The sequence below is a fragment of the Streptomyces sp. A012304 genome (genome assembly GCF_026008495.1).
Lineage (GTDB): Bacteria > Actinomycetota > Actinomycetes > Streptomycetales > Streptomycetaceae > Streptomyces.
In genome coordinates this window covers 168824-183950 of record NZ_BQUN01000095.1, presented here as the reverse complement: position 1 = coordinate 183950, position 15127 = coordinate 168824, and the positions used below count along the sequence as shown (strand labels likewise).

Annotated in this window: 11 protein-coding genes; 4 read left to right on the top strand and 7 right to left on the bottom strand. The window is 71.1% G+C overall.

The genetic code is table 11. The annotated features are described in order from the left end of the window. Positions 1-8: 8 nt before the first annotated feature. The 4 genes from ALMP_RS20795 to ALMP_RS20780 all read right to left on the bottom strand — a co-directional run bounded on the left by ALMP_RS20795 (position 9) and on the right by ALMP_RS20780 (position 6892). On the bottom strand, positions 9-2138 hold the full coding sequence (locus tag ALMP_RS20795; protein WP_264930475.1) for a 3-hydroxyacyl-CoA dehydrogenase NAD-binding domain-containing protein: 2130 nt from the start codon (positions 2136-2138) through the stop codon (positions 9-11). Further along, positions 2135-3352 (bottom strand): acetyl-CoA C-acyltransferase, encoded by a 1218-nt coding sequence (locus ALMP_RS20790; protein ID WP_264930473.1) that lies wholly within the window; start codon positions 3350-3352, stop codon positions 2135-2137. Before ALMP_RS20790 ends, ALMP_RS20795 begins: the two co-directional genes overlap by 4 nt. Before the next feature lie 118 nt (positions 3353-3470). After that, the gene (locus ALMP_RS20785; RefSeq protein WP_264930471.1) at positions 3471-4499 is read right to left on the bottom strand and encodes a LacI family DNA-binding transcriptional regulator; all 1029 of its coding nucleotides are present in this window, start codon (positions 4497-4499) and stop codon (positions 3471-3473) included. After that, positions 4496-6892: a glycoside hydrolase family 2 protein gene (locus ALMP_RS20780; protein ID WP_264930468.1), complete on the bottom strand. Its 2397-nt coding sequence runs from the start codon at positions 6890-6892 to the stop codon at positions 4496-4498. Before ALMP_RS20780 ends, ALMP_RS20785 begins: the two co-directional genes overlap by 4 nt. 152 nt (positions 6893-7044) lie before the next feature. Between ALMP_RS20780 and ALMP_RS20775 the strand changes: the two genes are divergently transcribed. The 3 genes from ALMP_RS20775 to ALMP_RS20765 are packed head-to-tail and all read left to right on the top strand — an operon-like array spanning position 7045 to position 10135. After that, the gene (locus tag ALMP_RS20775; protein ID WP_264930466.1) at positions 7045-8358 is read left to right on the top strand and encodes an ABC transporter substrate-binding protein; all 1314 of its coding nucleotides are present in this window, start codon (positions 7045-7047) and stop codon (positions 8356-8358) included. Beyond that, complete coding sequence (locus tag ALMP_RS20770) at positions 8358-9308, top strand: carbohydrate ABC transporter permease (protein WP_264930464.1); 951 nt, start codon at positions 8358-8360, stop codon at positions 9306-9308. The genes ALMP_RS20775 and ALMP_RS20770 overlap by 1 nt, the downstream gene beginning before the upstream one ends. After that, complete coding sequence (locus tag ALMP_RS20765; RefSeq protein ID WP_264930462.1) at positions 9305-10135, top strand: carbohydrate ABC transporter permease; 831 nt, start codon at positions 9305-9307, stop codon at positions 10133-10135. Before ALMP_RS20770 ends, ALMP_RS20765 begins: the two co-directional genes overlap by 4 nt. 114 nt (positions 10136-10249) lie before the next feature. Here the strand turns inward: ALMP_RS20765 and ALMP_RS20760 are convergent, their stop codons facing one another. The 3 genes from ALMP_RS20760 to ALMP_RS20750 all read right to left on the bottom strand — a co-directional run bounded on the left by ALMP_RS20760 (position 10250) and on the right by ALMP_RS20750 (position 13363). Continuing rightward, positions 10250-11545 carry a ribonuclease D gene (locus tag ALMP_RS20760; RefSeq protein ID WP_264930460.1) on the bottom strand — a complete coding sequence of 432 codons (1296 nt, stop codon included), beginning with the start codon at positions 11543-11545 and terminating at the stop codon, positions 10250-10252. A gap of 178 nt (positions 11546-11723) precedes the next feature. Further along, complete coding sequence (locus tag ALMP_RS20755; protein WP_264930458.1) at positions 11724-12386, bottom strand: response regulator transcription factor; 663 nt, start codon at positions 12384-12386, stop codon at positions 11724-11726. Between the two features lie 302 nt (positions 12387-12688). After that, on the bottom strand, positions 12689-13363 hold the full coding sequence (locus ALMP_RS20750; protein WP_264930456.1) for a DUF3000 domain-containing protein: 675 nt from the start codon (positions 13361-13363) through the stop codon (positions 12689-12691). Positions 13364-13459: 96 nt separating this feature from the next. Here ALMP_RS20750 and hemE point away from each other — a divergent pair, with 96 nt between their 5' ends. Further along, the gene (gene hemE, locus ALMP_RS20745; RefSeq protein ID WP_264930454.1) at positions 13460-14527 is read left to right on the top strand and encodes a uroporphyrinogen decarboxylase; all 1068 of its coding nucleotides are present in this window, start codon (positions 13460-13462) and stop codon (positions 14525-14527) included. Positions 14528-15127: the final 600 nt, after the last annotated feature.

The following is a 15127-nucleotide window of genomic DNA, read 5'->3' as shown; positions in this document are numbered from 1 at the left end:
GGCGGGCGTCACGCCGGGATCGACGCCACGCCCGGAGCCAGGAACCGCTTGCCGTTCACCCGCTCCGACACACCCTCACGGTCCAGGTACGGCGTGATGCCGCCCAAGTGGAAGGGCCAGCCGGCGCCGGTGATCAGGCACAGGTCGATGTCCTGGGCCTCGGCGACGACGCCCTCGTCGAGCATGAGCCCGATCTCCTGCGCCACCGCCTCCAGGACCCGCGCCCGCACCTGCTCCTCGGTGAGGGCGACATCGCCCTGCTTCAGCAGCGCGGCGACCTCCGGGTCCAGCTCGGGCTTGCCGCTGTCGTAGACGTAGAAGCCGCGCTTGCCCGCCTCGACGACCGCCTTGAGGTTCGGGGAGACCTTGAAGCGGTCCGGGAACGCCCGGTTGAGCGTCTCGGAGACATGCAGGCCGATGGCCGGGCCGACCAGCTCCAGCAGGACCAGCGGGGACATCGGCAGGCCCAGGGGCTCCACCGCCTTCTCCGCGACCGCGACCGGGGTGCCCTCGTCGATGACGTTCTGGACCTCGCCCATGAAGCGGGTCAGGATGCGGTTCACGACGAACGCCGGGGCGTCCTTCACCAGGACCGCGGTCTTCTTCAGCTTCTTGGCGACGGCGAACGCCGTGGCCAGCGAGGCGTCGTCGGTCTTCTCGCCGCGCACGATCTCCAGCAGCGGCAGCACGGCGACCGGGTTGAAGAAGTGGAAGCCGACGACCCGCTCGGGGTGCTGGAGCTTCGACGCCATCTCCGACACCGACAGCGAGGAGGTGTTGGTGGCGAGGATCGCGTGCGCCGGGGCGACCGCCTCGACCTCCGCGAACACCTGCTGCTTGACGCCGATCTCCTCGAACACGGCCTCGATGATGAAGTCCGCGTCGGAGAAGCCCTCGGCCTTGTCCAGGACACCGGTCACCAGCGCCTTGAGGCGGTTGGCCTTGTCCTGGTTGATCCGGCCCTTGCCGAGCAGCTTGTCGATCTCGGCGTGGACGTAGCCCACACCCTTGTCGACGCGCTCCTGGTCGATGTCCGTGAGGACGACCGGGACCTCCAGGCGGCGCAGGAACAGCAGCGCCAGCTGCGAGGCCATCAGACCGGCGCCGACGACGCCGACCTTGGTGACCGGACGCGCCAGGTTCTTGTCCGGGGCGCCCGCCGGGCGCTTGCCGCGCTTCTGCACCAGGTTGAAGGCGTAGATGCCGGCGCGCAGTTCACCGCCCATGATCAGGTCGGCGAGGGCCTTGTCCTCGGCGTCGTAGCCCTGCTGGAGGTCGCCGTTCTTGGCGGCGGCGACGATGTCCAGGGCGCGGTAGGCGGCCGGGGCCGCGCCGTGCACCTTGCCGTCCGCGATGAAGCGGCCCTTGGCGACGGCCTGGTCCCAGGCCTCGCCGCGGTCGATCACCGGGCGCTCGACGACGATCTCGCCCTTGAGGACGGACGCCGTCCAGATCAGCGACTGCTCAAGGAAGTCCGCGCCCTCGAACAGGGCGTCGGCGATGCCGAGCTCGTAGACCTGCGCGCCCTTGAGCTGCTTGTTCTGGTTGAGGCTGTTCTCGATGATCACCGAGACGGCCTTCTCCGCGCCGATCAGGTTCGGCAGCAGCGTGCAGCCGCCCCAGCCGGGGACCAGGCCGAGGAAGACCTCGGGCAGGGAGAACGCCGGGAGGGCCGCGGACACCGTGCGGTAGGTGCAGTGCAGACCGACCTCGACGCCGCCGCCCATGGCCGCGCCGTTGTAGTACGCGAAGGTCGGCACGGCGAGGCCGGCGAGGCGCTTGAAGACCTCGTGGCCGCCCTTGCCGATGGCGAGCGCGTGCTCGTACTCCTTCAGCAGTTCGACGCCCTTGAGGTCGGCGCCGACCGCGAAGATGAACGGCTTGCCGGTGATGCCGACGCCGACGATCTCGCCGTCCGCGGCCTCCTTCTCGACCTGGTCGATCGCGGTGTCGAGGTTCGCGAGCGAGGCCGGTCCGAAGGTGGTCGGCTTGGTGTGGTCGAAGCCGTTGTCCAGCGTGATCAGGGCGAAGCGCCCGGCGCCGGACGGCAGGTCGAGGTGGCGTACGTGCGCGCTCGTGACGACCTCGTCCGGGAACAGTTCCGAGGCCTGCTTCAAAAGCTCGGCGGTGGTGCTCACTTGTCCCCCTCGAAGTGCGGGTTCTCCCAGATGACCGTCGCGCCCATGCCGAAGCCGACGCACATGGTGGTCAGGCCGTAGCGGACGTGCGGCTGCTCCTCGAACTGGCGGGCCAGCTGCGTCATCAGACGCACACCGGAGGAGGCCAGCGGGTGACCGAAGGCGATGGCGCCGCCGTACTGGTTGACGCGCTCGTCGTCGTCGGCGATGCCGTAGTGGTCGAGGAAGGCCAGGACCTGGACGGCGAACGCCTCGTTGATCTCGAACAGACCGATGTCGGAGATGGACAGGCCCGCCTGCGCGAGGGCCTTCTCCGTGGCCGGGATCGGGCCGTAGCCCATGACCTCCGGCTCCACACCCGCGAAGGAGTAGGAGACCAGGCGCATCTTGACCGGCAGGCCGTTCTCGCGGGCGAAGTCCTCGGAGGCGATGAGCGAGGCGGTGGCGCCGTCGTTCAGACCGGCCGCGTTGCCGGCGGTGACCCGGCCGTGCACACGGAACGGGGTCTTCAGGCCCTGGAGGTTCTCCAGGGTCGTGCCCGGGCGCATCGGCTCGTCGGCGGTGACCAGGCCCCAGCCGGTCTCGCCGCCCTCGGGGTTGGTGCGGCGCACGGAGATCGGCACCAGGTCGGCCTGGATCTTGCCGTTGGCGTACGCCTTGGCGGCCTTCTCCTGCGAGCGCACGGCGTACTCGTCGGCGCGCAGCTTGGTGATCTGCGGGTAGCGGTCGTGCAGGTTCTCCGCGGTCATGCCCATGAACAGGGCGGACTCGTCGACCAGCTTCTCGCTGACGAACCGCGGGTTGGGGTCGACGCCCTCGCCCATCGGGTGACGGCCCATGTGCTCGACACCGCCCGCGACGGCGATGTCGTACGCGCCGAAGGCGACGGAGCCGGCGACCGTGGTGACGGCGGTCAGGGCACCGGCGCACATGCGGTCGATGGAGTAGCCGGGGACCGACTGGGGGAGACCGGCCAGGATCCCGGCCGTGCGGCCGATGGTCAGGCCCTGGTCGCCGATCTGCGTGGTCGCGGCGATGGCGACCTCGTCGATCTTCTTCGGGTCGAGACCGGGGTTGCGGCGCAGCAGCTCCCGGATCGCCTTCACGACGAGGTCGTCGGCGCGGGTCTCGTGGTAGATGCCCTTCGGGCCCGCCTTGCCGAACGGGGTACGGACGCCGTCGACGAAGACGACGTCCCTGACGGTACGAGGCACGATGGCTCTCCTCCAGGGTGCGGGATGGCACTGCTGCGGCACGCTGAGCGCGCGCTCAGCACCCATGCTACTTATGAGTAACCAGGCTGCCCAGCCCCCTCGCCCCAAGCGGTGAAGGTCACACCGTCGGAGGCGCCGTCGACCCCCTCGGCGTCAGGACCGGCGTCGGCACCGGATGGGACCCCGGGCCCTCCCCGGTGATCACCCCGAACAGCGTACGGGCCGCCTCCGCGCCGAATCCGTGCACGTCGTGGCTCATCGCGGACAGCGGCGGATGGGTGAGACGGCACAGCTGGGAGTCGTCCCACGCCAGCAGGGACACGTCGCGCGGCACGGCGAGCCCCATCTCGGCCGCCACCGACAGACCCGCCACCGCCATGATGTCGTTGTCGTAGACGATCGCCGTCGGACGTTCCGGCGGGGCGGCGGCCAGCAGCGAGCGGGTGGCCCGGGCGCCGGCCTCCCCGGAGTAGTCGGTGTCGACCTGCCAGGCTCCGGTCAGTCCCACCGCGCGCGCCGCCTCGTCGAAGGCCGCGGTCCGCATGACGGTGTGCCCGAGGGCCGCCGCCCCGCCGACCCGGGCGATCCGCCGGTGCCCGAGCGCCGCCAGATAGCGCACCGCCTCGGTGACGGCCGTGGCGTCGTCGGTCCACACCGAGGTCAGGCCCCCGGTCAGCGAGGGATGCCCGACGGCGACCACCGGCATCGCGAGCCGCTCGGCCGCCGCCACCCGGGGATCGTCCGCCCGGAAGTCCACCAGGATCGACCCGCCGACCTGCCGGCCCCGCCACCACGACTCCTGGACGCCGACCTCCTCCTCCGGGCTGCGCACCAGCCGCAGCAGCAGCGAGCAGGAGCGCTCGCTCAGCACGCTCTCCACCCCGGAGACGAACTCCATGTAGAACGGCTCCAGGCCCAGCATCCGCGCCGGCCGGCAGATCGCGAGCCCCACCACGTCCACCCGCGAACTCGACAGCGACCGCGCGGTCAGGTTCGGTTCCCAGCCCAGCTCCCGCGCCGCCGCGAAGATGCGGTCCCGGGTCGCCTCCGACAGCCCCGGCTTGCGGTTGAAGGCGAGCGAGACGGCCCCCTTGGACACGCCGGCGCGCGCGGCGACGTCCTTGATGGTGACACGGGGTGCGGTCATGTCATGGGCTCCAGGCAGTACAGGGCCGCGCGGGCGGCGTCGGCGTCCGGAGTCTCCCAGCCCGCCACCCCGATGGTCACCCGTTCCCCGGGAAGCAGCGTCACGAGCCCCCGGTCGGCCCGCGCCCGGGGATCCAGCCGGTCGGCCTGGAGCAGCAGGTCCCGCACGAGGGTACGGGCGCTCACCTCGATGCCGCCCGGCACGACGGACACCTCGAACTCCGGCCGCGGGTAGGCGACCTCACGGTCGGGCACCGGGAAGTGCAGCGCCCGCGGCCCGCCCCCGCTCGAACCGGGGGACTCCCACGCGTCGGCCACCAGGAACTCCTTCGCCCCGGCCGGCGTCAGCTCCGCCGGCACGGGCACCTCGGCCACCGTCCGCGCCGCCGCGGCCAGCTCCACCCGGGCCGAACCGAGCACGTCCCCGGCGACCGTCATCCGCCGCAGCTCCAGCGTGCCCGTCCACCGCCCGGCGCCCTGGTTGACGGCCGCCGCCACCAGCCCGCCCTCGCGAGGTTGCAGGGTCAGCAGCCGGTCGGCGTACAGCCGGCGCAGCTCGTGGTAGAGCGGTTTCTCCCGGCCGTCCCCGTCGACCGCCGCCCAGGAGGTCACCGGCCAGCAGTCGTTGAGCTGCCAGAGGACCGTGCCCGCGCAGACCGGCCAGTGCGACCGCCAGTGCTCGATCCCGGCGGCCACCGCACGGGCCTGGTTGACCTGGGTGAGGTAGTGCCAGCGGTCGAAGTCCCCCTGCCAGGCGGCGAAATGGCGGGCCAGCCCGCGCTCCAGCTTGCCGTTGCCGTCCTCGGCCTTCTGGTGGTGCAGCACACCGGGGGAGTCCGGGGCGAGCCCCTCGCCCGGCAGCGCCCGCCGCAGCGTGGCGTACGCGGGCGGCGCCTGCCAGCCGAACTCGGCCACGAACCGCGGCACGTCCGCGCGGTACCGCGCGTAGTCCTCCCGGTTCCACACCTCCCACGAGTGGTGGGTGCCGTGCGCCGGATCGTTCGGGTGCCGCCGCCACGACCCCGACCAGGGGCTGCCCGCCGTGTACGGCCGGGTCGGATCCAGCTCGGCCACCACCCGCGGCAGGACGCCCAGGTAGTACCCCTCGCCCCAGGAGTCCCCGCCGAGCCGCTCCTGCCACCCCCAGTCCCGGAACCCCCACAGGTTCTCGTTGTTCCCGTTCCACAGCACCAGCGAGGGATGCGGCATCAGCCGTACGACGTTCTCCCGGGCCTCCGCCTCCACCTCGCCGCGCAGCGGCTGCTCCTCGGGATAGGCGGCGCACGCGAAGGGGAAGTCCTGCCACACCAGCAGGCCCAGCTCGTCGCAGGCGTCGTAGAAGTCCTCGCTCTCGTAGATCCCGCCGCCCCACACCCGCACCAGGTCCACTCCGGCGTCCGCGGCCTGCCGCAGCCGCTCCCGGTAGCGCTCGCGGGTGACCCGGGAGGGGAAGACGTCGTCCGGGATCCAGTTCACGCCCCGCGCGAAGAGCCGCTCGCCGTTGACGACGAGGGTGAAGCCGGTGCCGTGCGCGTCCGCGGAGGTGTCCAGCCCGACCTCGCGGAAGCCGACCCGCCGGCGCCAGACGTCGAGCGGCGCCTCGTCATGGTGGAGCGTCAACTCCATGTCGTACAGCGGCTGTCGGCCGTACCCGCGCGGCCACCACAGCTCGGCGTCCGGCACCTCCACCCGGACGACGGCGCTCGTGCCCGGCACCTCGGCCCGCACCCGTCGGCCGCCCACCCGGGCCTCCAGGGTGAGCGCGGCCTCCGCCCGGGTCCGCTCCACGTCGACACAGAGCTCGACGACGCCGACGCCCCGTTCGACGGTGACCAGCGGGCGCACCCGGGCGATCCGCGCCGTCGACCAGCGCTCCAGCCGCACCGGCCGCCAGATCCCGGCCGTCACCAGGGTCGGCCCCCAGTCCCAGCCGAAGGAGCAGGCCATCTTGCGGATGTACTGGTACGGCTCGGTGTACGCGGCGGGCCGCTCGCCGAGCCGCCCGCGCACGGCCTCCGCCTCCGCGTAGGCGGAGCGGAACCGCACGGTCAGCGGCCCCCCGAGGCCGGTCACGTCGTAGCGATAGGAGCGGTGCATGTTGCGGACCCGGCCCACGAGCCGGCCGTCCACCAGGATCTCGGCGGCCGTGTCCAGCCCCTCGAAGACGAGGTCGGTCTGCTCGTGCCCGGACGCCACCTCCGGCAGCCGCGTCTCGTACGTCCACGCGCGCCGCCCCACCCAGGCGACGTCGGTCTCGTTCCGGCCGAGGAACGGGTCCGGGATCACCCCGGCCGCGAGCAGATCGGTGTGCACACAGCCCGGCACCGCGGCCGGGAGTTCCGCCCCCTCGTGCCGCAGGATCCAGCCGTCGGTGAGCGGTGTCGCCTCCAGCATGCGCACTCCCTAAACCGGTAAATCCGAGCGATGGTTGCCATCTGCCCAAGCCTTGGCGGGAATGGGACTTTACCGGTTGAGAAAGCGCTGTCAGAGTGCCGAATCAGCCAACCCGCTCGTGCTCGTCCGTCCCAAGAACGGAGCTGATGCACATGAACCGCCGTACAGTCCTCGCCGTCGTCGCGGGAGCCGCCCTGCTGCTCCCGGGCTGCACCGGTACAGCAGGCACCTCGAAGGGCGCGGAGGCCAAGGCGCCCGACGACCCGTCGCAAGTGAGCGGAGACATCACGGTCCTCACCGTGCGGACCGACCTCGTGCAGGACGGCACGATGAAGAAGTACGCCGCCGAGTTCAACAAGACGTACCCGAAGGTGAAGGTCGAGTTCCAGGCCCTCACCAACTACGAGTCCGAGATCAAGATCCGGATGAACACCGAGGACTACGGGGACGTCCTGCTGATCCCGGCGGTGATCAAGAAGGACGACTACCCGAAGTTCTTCGCGTCCCTCGGCACCGAGGCCGAGCGCCGTAAGAAGTACCGCTTCACCGACTTCACCACCGTCGACGGCAAGGTCTACGGCCAGAGCCCGGTCGGCGTGATGCCCGGCTTCGTCTACAACAAGAGAGTCTGGCGGGAGGCCGGGGTCACCGAGTGGCCCACCACCCCGGCCGCGTTCCTCGCCGCCCTGAAGGCCATCAAGGACAAGACGGACGCGACCCCCTATTACACCAACTTCGCCGCCCAGTGGCCGCTGACCTCCTGGACGTACGTCAACGGCTCGGTCTCCTGCGACCCGCGCGCCACCGCGAAGCTCGCCGAGGGCGACCCGTGGGCGAACGGCTCCGACCTGCGCGTGGGCGACCAGTTGCTCTACGACATCGTGAAGCGGGGCCTCGCCGAGAAGGACCCGACGACCACCAACTGGGAGCTGTCCAAGCCGCAGCTGGCGAAGGGCGAGATCGCCACGCAGTGGCTCGGCACCTGGGCCATCGTCCAGTTCCAGGACGCCGCGAAGAAGGCCGGCGTGAACCCCGACGACATCGGCTTCATGCCTTTCCCGGCCCAGAAGGACGGCGCGTTCTGCTCGACCATCGGCCCCGACTACAACCAGGCCGTCAACATCCACTCCGAGCACAAGGAGGCCGCCCGCGCCTGGATCGACTGGTTCACCGACAAGTCCGGCTACGACCGGGACAACCTGGCCATCTCCCCGCTCCAGAACGCCTCGATGCCCGCCGTGCTCAAGCCGTACGAGGACGCCGGCGTGAAGCTGATCGAGCTGGACGACTCGGCGGGCGCCGAGGTCAAGCTGATCGACGACGAGTCGGAGGTCGGCATCTACAAGCCCGAGTACCGGCAGGAGCTGGTCGACCTCGCGCGCGGCGCGAAGAAGGGCAGCCTGGACGACTTCCTCGCGGGCCTCGGCAAGAAGTGGACCGACACGCGGAAGAACGTGGGCTCCTGATGACGGAGACCACCGAGAAGGCGGACTCCGGGGCCGTGGCGCCGGCCCTGGAGTCCACCCCTCCACGGCGGGTCCCGCGCCGCGCACGCGTCCGGCGGGTGGTGACCCCCTGGCTGTTCCTGCTCGCCCCCCTCGCCCTGCTGGTCACCTTCACCTACGCGCCGATCGCCAACATGGTGGCCTACAGCTTCACCGACTGGGACGGCGTGAGCCCCGAGCTGAACTACACGGGCGCCGAGAACTACCGGGAGATCTTCACCCGCGAGGACCTCTTCCAGGTGTTCTTCGTCAGCGGCTACTACCTGGCCGCGTCGGTGATCCAGATCGTCGCCGCGCTGTACTTCGCGACGATCCTCAGCTACAACGTCCGCTTCCGGAACTTCTTCAAGGGCGTGCTCTTCTTCCCGTCCCTGGTCAACGGCGTGGCGATCGGCTTCGTCTTCCTCTACTTCTTCCAGGACGGCGGCACCCTCGACACGGTCCTCGGCCTGTTCGGGTACCACGCCGACCAGGCCTGGCTGGGCACCCCGTTCTCCGCGAACACCTCGCTGGCGGGCGTGTCGGTCTGGCGCTACCTGGGCATGAACTTCGTCCTGTTCCTGGGCGCGATCCAGTCCATCCCCGGGGAGATCTACGAGGCGGCGGAGCTGGACGGCGCCAACCGGTGGCACCAGTTCCGGCACATCATCCTGCCCGGCATCAAGCCGGTGCTGACCCTGACGGTGATCCTCTCGGTCTCAGGATCGCTCTCCGCCTTCGAGATCCCGTACATCATGACCGGCGGGGCGACCGGCACCGAGACCTTCGTGATCCAGACCGTGAAGCTGGCGTTCCAGTTCAACAAGACGGGGCTCGCATCGGCGGCGGCCGTGGTCCTGCTGCTGATCATCCTGGCGGTCACCTGGGTGCAGCGACGCCTCGTCCCCGACGACAGGGTGGACCTCGTATGACACGCCGCGCCGTTGCCCGCACCCTCGTGTACCTGTCGCTGGTCCTCGCGGCGGTCGTCGTCCTGCTCCCGCTCGGCGTCGTCTTCCTGACGTCGCTGAAGACCGAGCGGGAGACGGCGAACGACGGCGGGGCGCTCACCCTCCCGCGCGATCCCCTCAACTTCGACAACTACGTGACGGCGTTCCAGGACGGCGGCATGCTCACGGCCTTCGGCAACACCGCCTTCATCCTGGTGATCTCCGTCGGCGGGACGGTCCTCATCGGCTCGATGACCGCCTACGCGATCGACCGCTTCACCTTCCCGTTCCGCAGGCTGGTGCTGGCGCTCTTCCTGGTGGCCGCGCTCGTCCCGGGGGTGACCACCCAGGTCGCCACCTTCCAGATCGTCCACGGCTTCGGTCTGTTCGACACCCGCTGGGCCCCCATCGCCCTCTACATGGGCACGGACATCGTGTCGATCTACATCTTCCTGCAGTTCGTCCGCTCGATCCCCGTCTCCCTGGACGAGGCGGCCCGCCTGGACGGCGCCAACGCGTTCACCATCTACCGGAAGATCATCTTTCCGCTGCTGAAGCCGGCGATCGCGACGGTCGTGATCGTGAAGGGGATCGCCGTCTACAACGACTTCTACATCCCCTTCCTCTACATGCCCTCGCAAGATCTTGGCGTGATCTCGACGTCGCTGTTCCGCTTCAAGGGCCCCTACGCCGCCCACTGGGAGACGATCTCGGCAGGAGCGGTCCTGGTGATCCTGCCGACCCTGATCGTCTTCCTGGCGCTGCAGAAGTACATCTACAACGGCTTCATGAGAGGGGCGTCGAGATGAGCCCGATCCGCCCCTCGCGGCGGACCGGGCCCCCTTGACCCGCGCGGACAGTGCCGTGACCGCAGCGGACCGGGCCTGCCCGCCCCGCTGCGGACAGCGCCCTGGCCGCAGCGGCTAGGCCTCCTTGACCTGCGCGGAGAGCGCCGTGGCCAGCACCGGTGCGACCTGCTCCACCTGCCACGTCCGGGCGCCCAGCCCGAACAGCGCCGCCGCGACCGACTCCTCGTCCAGCGGATTCGGCGGCTCCCAGCAGACGCGCCGAACGGTGTCCGGCGCGACGAGGTTCTCCTGCGGCATGTTCAACCGCTCGGCCAACGCGGAGACGGCCGACCTCGCCGCGCTCAGCCGGGCCGCCGCCACCGGGTCCTTGTCGGCCCAGGCCCGCGGCGGCGGCGGCCCGGTGACCGGCTGCCCGGGCTGGGGCAGCTGCGCCTCGCTGAGCGCCTTCGCCCGGTCGACCGCCGCCTGCCACTGCTCCAGCTGGCGCCGCCCCATGCGGTGCCCGAAGCCGTTCAGCGCGGCGAGCGCGTGCACATCGGCCGGAACGGCGAGCGCGGCCTCCACGATGGCCGCGTCCGAGAGCACCTTGCCCGGTGACACGTCCCGCCGCTGCGCGATCCGGTCCCGGGTCTGCCACAGCTCGCGCACGACACCGAGCTGCCGCCGCCGGCGCACCTTGTGCATGCCGGACGTACGGCGCCAGGGGTCCTTGCGGGGCTCGGGCGGCGGGGCCGAGGCGATCGCCTCGAACTCCTGGTGGGCCCACTCCAGCTTGCCCTGCCGGTCCAGCTCCTTCTCCAGCGCGTCGCGCAGGTCGACGAGGAGCTCGACGTCCAGGGCGGCGTAGCGCAGCCACGGCTCGGGCAGCGGGCGCGTCGACCAGTCGACGGCGGAGTGGCCCTTCTCCAGGACGAAGCCCAGTACGCCCTCGACCATCGCGCCGAGGCCGACCCGGGGGAAACCGGCGAGCCGCCCGGCCAGCTCGGTGTCGAACAGCCGCGTCGGCACCATGCCTATCTCCCGCAGACAGGGCAGGTCCTGGGTGGCGGCGTGCAGCACCCACTCGACGCCGGACAGCGCCTCGCCCAGGGCGGACAGGTCGGGGCAGGCGACGGGATCGATCAGCGCGGTGCCGGCCCCCTCACGGCGCAGCTGAACCAGATAGGCGCGCTGTCCGTAGCGGTAGCCGGAGGCCCGCTCGGCGTCGACGGCGACGGGGCCGGAGCCGGCGGCGAACGCGGCGATCGTCGCCGCGAGGGAGGCCTCGTCGGCGATCACCTCGGGAATGCCGTCCCGCGGTTCGAGAAGAGGTGTCGGCGCCCCGGAAGCAGTGGATCCGTCGTCGTCCGGAGGGGCGCCCCCGGTGGTTCGCAGTGAGCTGGCTGCTGCGGCTTCTTGGGCGTCGGTCACCTGTCAAGGGTATCCGTGTATCGACGGCGCCCGTCGACGGAACGTTCCGTCGACGGGCGTCACAGTGTCGTGAACCAGTCAGGTGGGTGGGGGATCAGGACAAGGGCCCGGCGGCTCTCGGGCGGGCGACCGGTGATCGGGCCGCGTGGGTGGGCGATCGGGCTACGGGGATCGGTGATCAGTGGATGATGCCGGTCCGCAGGGCGACCGCGACCATGCCGGCGCGGTCGCCCGTGCCCAGCTTGCGGGCGATGCGGGCCAGGTGGCTCTTGACGGTCAGCGCGGACAGGCCCATGGAGACGCCGATGGCCTTGTTGGACTGGCCCTCGGCGACCAGCCGCAGAACCTCCACCTCGCGACCGGACAGCTCGCGGTAGCCGCCCGGGTGGCTCGGGGCACCCGGGTGGCGGCGGTGGAGGCGGGCGGCGGCCGCGCCGATGGGGGCAGCACCGGGCCGGGTGGGGAGCCCGACGTTGGTGCGGGTGCCGGTGACGACGTAGCCCTTGACGCCACCGGCGAGGGCGTTGCGGACGGCGCCGATGTCGTCGGCGGCGGAGAGGGCGAGCCCGTTGGGCCAGCCGGCGGCGCGGGTCTCCGACAGAAGGGTGAGGCCGGAGCCGTCGGGGAGGTGGACGTCGGCGACGCAGATGTCGCGGGGGTTGCCGATGCGGGGACGAGCCTCCGCGATGGACGAGGCCTCGATGACATCGCGCACACCGAGCGCCCACAGATGGCGGGTGACGGTGGAGCGGACGCGGGGATCGGCCACGACCACCATGGCGGTGGGCTTGTTCGGGCGGTAGGCGACCAGGCTTGCGGGCTGCTCGAGGAGAACGGACACCAGGCCTCCTGGATGGTGGGGACGACTTCCAAGGTCACAGTCGTCTTCGGCATCAAACCTGTGGCCCTTTAGAGAAAGATCACGATTTAGTGAGTATCAATCTGCTTAATTCGGACACGCTGTCGATCGTTCGGCGATCGAATGGGGTCGTTCGAGGGGTCACTCCTGACTGAAAGTGGCCGTATCGACAAAGAGATGGTCAGTGGACGACAGCCGGCGGGAGACACGGTCGGCAGGGAAGGACGGCAGGGACGGGCCGGGGGGCGGCAAGGACAGGCGGCAGGGGCGGTCGGCGGGGGCGGTCAGCGCGACTGCGGGCCCCGCCGCTGCGGCAGCGTCACCACCGACGCGTCCCCCGGGCCGGCCGGCGGCAGCCCCGCCACCTGCGCCAGCAGGTCGCACCAGGACGCCAGGTGCGCCCCCGTGTCCGGCACCCCGCCGAGGCCCTCCCGGGGCGTCCACGAGGCCCTGATCTCGATCTGCGAGGTGGCCGGACGCTCCGACAGCCCGCCGAAGTAGTGCGAACCCGCCCGTGTCACGGTCCCGCTCGGCTCGCCGTACGTCAGTCCGCGCGCCTGGAGCGCGCCGGTCAGCCAGGACCAGCACACCTCCGGCAGCAGCGGGTCGACCGCCATCTCCGGCTCCAGCTCCGCCCGGATCAGCGTCACCAGCCGGAAGGTGCCGTGCCAGGCGTCGTGCCCGGCCGGGTCGTGCAGCAGCACCAGCCGGCCGTCGGCGAGGTCCTGCTCACCGTCCACCACGGTCGCCTCCAGCGCGTACGCGAAGGGGGCGAGCCGCTGCGGGGCCGGCGACGGCTCCACCTCGATCTGCGGCCGCAGCCGGGCGGCCCGCAGCGCGTCGACCGCGGCCCGGAAGGGCGGCGGCGCACCATCGTCCCGTCGGTCCCCCTCCCCGGTGCCCCTCTCGTCGTCCATTCCGCCCGTGCCGTCCGACAGTCGTCCCTGAGCCGCAGCCATGCGGGGAAGATTAAGGGGAAGCGCGGCCTCGCGCAGGGCAAGACACCCGCTGGGGCGCGACCACGTGGCCCTCGGCGCCGTGCGAGACTTGCCGTCGTGAGTGCCAACGCATCCCCCACGGGCCAGCAGCCGACAGCGACGTACGACAGTGCCTTCCTGAAGGCGTGCAGGCGTGAAGCCGTGCCGCACACCCCCGTGTGGTTCATGCGGCAGGCCGGGCGCTCGCTGCCGGAGTACCGCAAGGTCCGCGAGGGCATTCCGATGCTCGAGTCCTGCACGCGGCCCGAGCTGGTCACCGAGATCACCCTCCAGCCGGTGCGCCGGCACAACGTGGACGCGGCGATCTTCTTCAGCGACATCGTCGTCCCCCTCAAGGCCATCGGCCTCGACCTCGACATCAAGCCCGGCATCGGCCCGGTCGTCGAGCAGCCGATCCGCACCCGCGCCGACCTCGCCCGGCTGCGCGACCTCACCCCCGAGGACGTCTCCTACGTCACCGAGGCCATCGGACTGCTCACCCGCGAGCTGGGCGCCACGCCCCTGATCGGTTTCGCCGGCGCGCCTTTCACCCTCGCGAGCTACCTCGTCGAGGGCGGCCCGTCGCGCACGTACGAGAACGCCAAGGCGATGATGTACGGCGACCCGCAGCTGTGGGCCGATCTGCTGGACCGGCTCGCGGACATCACGGCCGCGTTCCTGAAGGTGCAGATCGAGGCGGGCGCCTCCGCCGTCCAGCTCTTCGACTCCTGGGCCGGCGCCCTCGCCCCGGCCGACTACCGCCGCTCGGTGATGCCCGCCTCGGCGAAGGTCTTCCAGGCCGTCGCCGGGTACGGCGTCCCGCGCATCCACTTCGGCGTCGGCACCGGCGAACTGCTGAAGCTGATGGGCGACGCCGGCGCGGACGTCGTCGGCGTCGACTGGCGCGTCCCGCTCGACGAGGCCGCCCGTCGCGTCGGGCCCGGCAAGGCGCTCCAGGGCAACCTCGACCCGACCGTGCTGTTCTCCACCCGCGAGGCCGTCGAGGCCAAGACCCGCGAGGTGCTGGACGCGGCGGCCGGCCTGGAGGGACACGTCTTCAACCTCGGCCACGGCGTCATGCCCTCCACCGACCCGGACGCGCTCACCCGGCTCGTGGAGTACGTCCACACGCAGACGGCCCGCTGACCACCGGGGACCCGCCTCGGCGGGGCGGGTCCCGACGTCCCCCCAACTCATCGCCACCCCTGACGGAGCCTCCCGGAGACAGCCGGGAGGCTCCGTCGTCGCGTTCCCCCGCCCACGCCGCCCGGCGCTGACGGATTCCTGCGGACGCCCGGTCCGTGAGGTGTCCGGGGGTCTGCGAGGGTGACCCGTCGAGCGGGAGCGCCGGCTCGTGAACGGCGCATTCTCGCCAGTCCCCGAGCGGGCTTCATGAGGGCGCCGAGGCCAGGAATTCTGCGTCGCAAACACTCAGGGAACCTGTCCTCGCACGTCACTCTCCGACAGAGGGGCCGGTCCTTGTGGGCCCGCTCCCACGTCCGCCCCTGACGCTCCAAGATCGGAGAACTGGCAGGCCAGACCGGGCGCCGACGGCACCTCGTTCGTCAACTCCGGTTCAGGCAGGGGTCTTGAGAAATTGACTCAATGACCTGAACGCCAACTTCCCTTTTCACAGCCGGAGTTGAATGGCATTCACGAGTGAAACGTGAGCTTGAACACGCGATGGAGGGGTGGCGGCCGAACGTTTTCGGGTGATCACATGGGCCTGCTTTTCGGTGGGGCGAG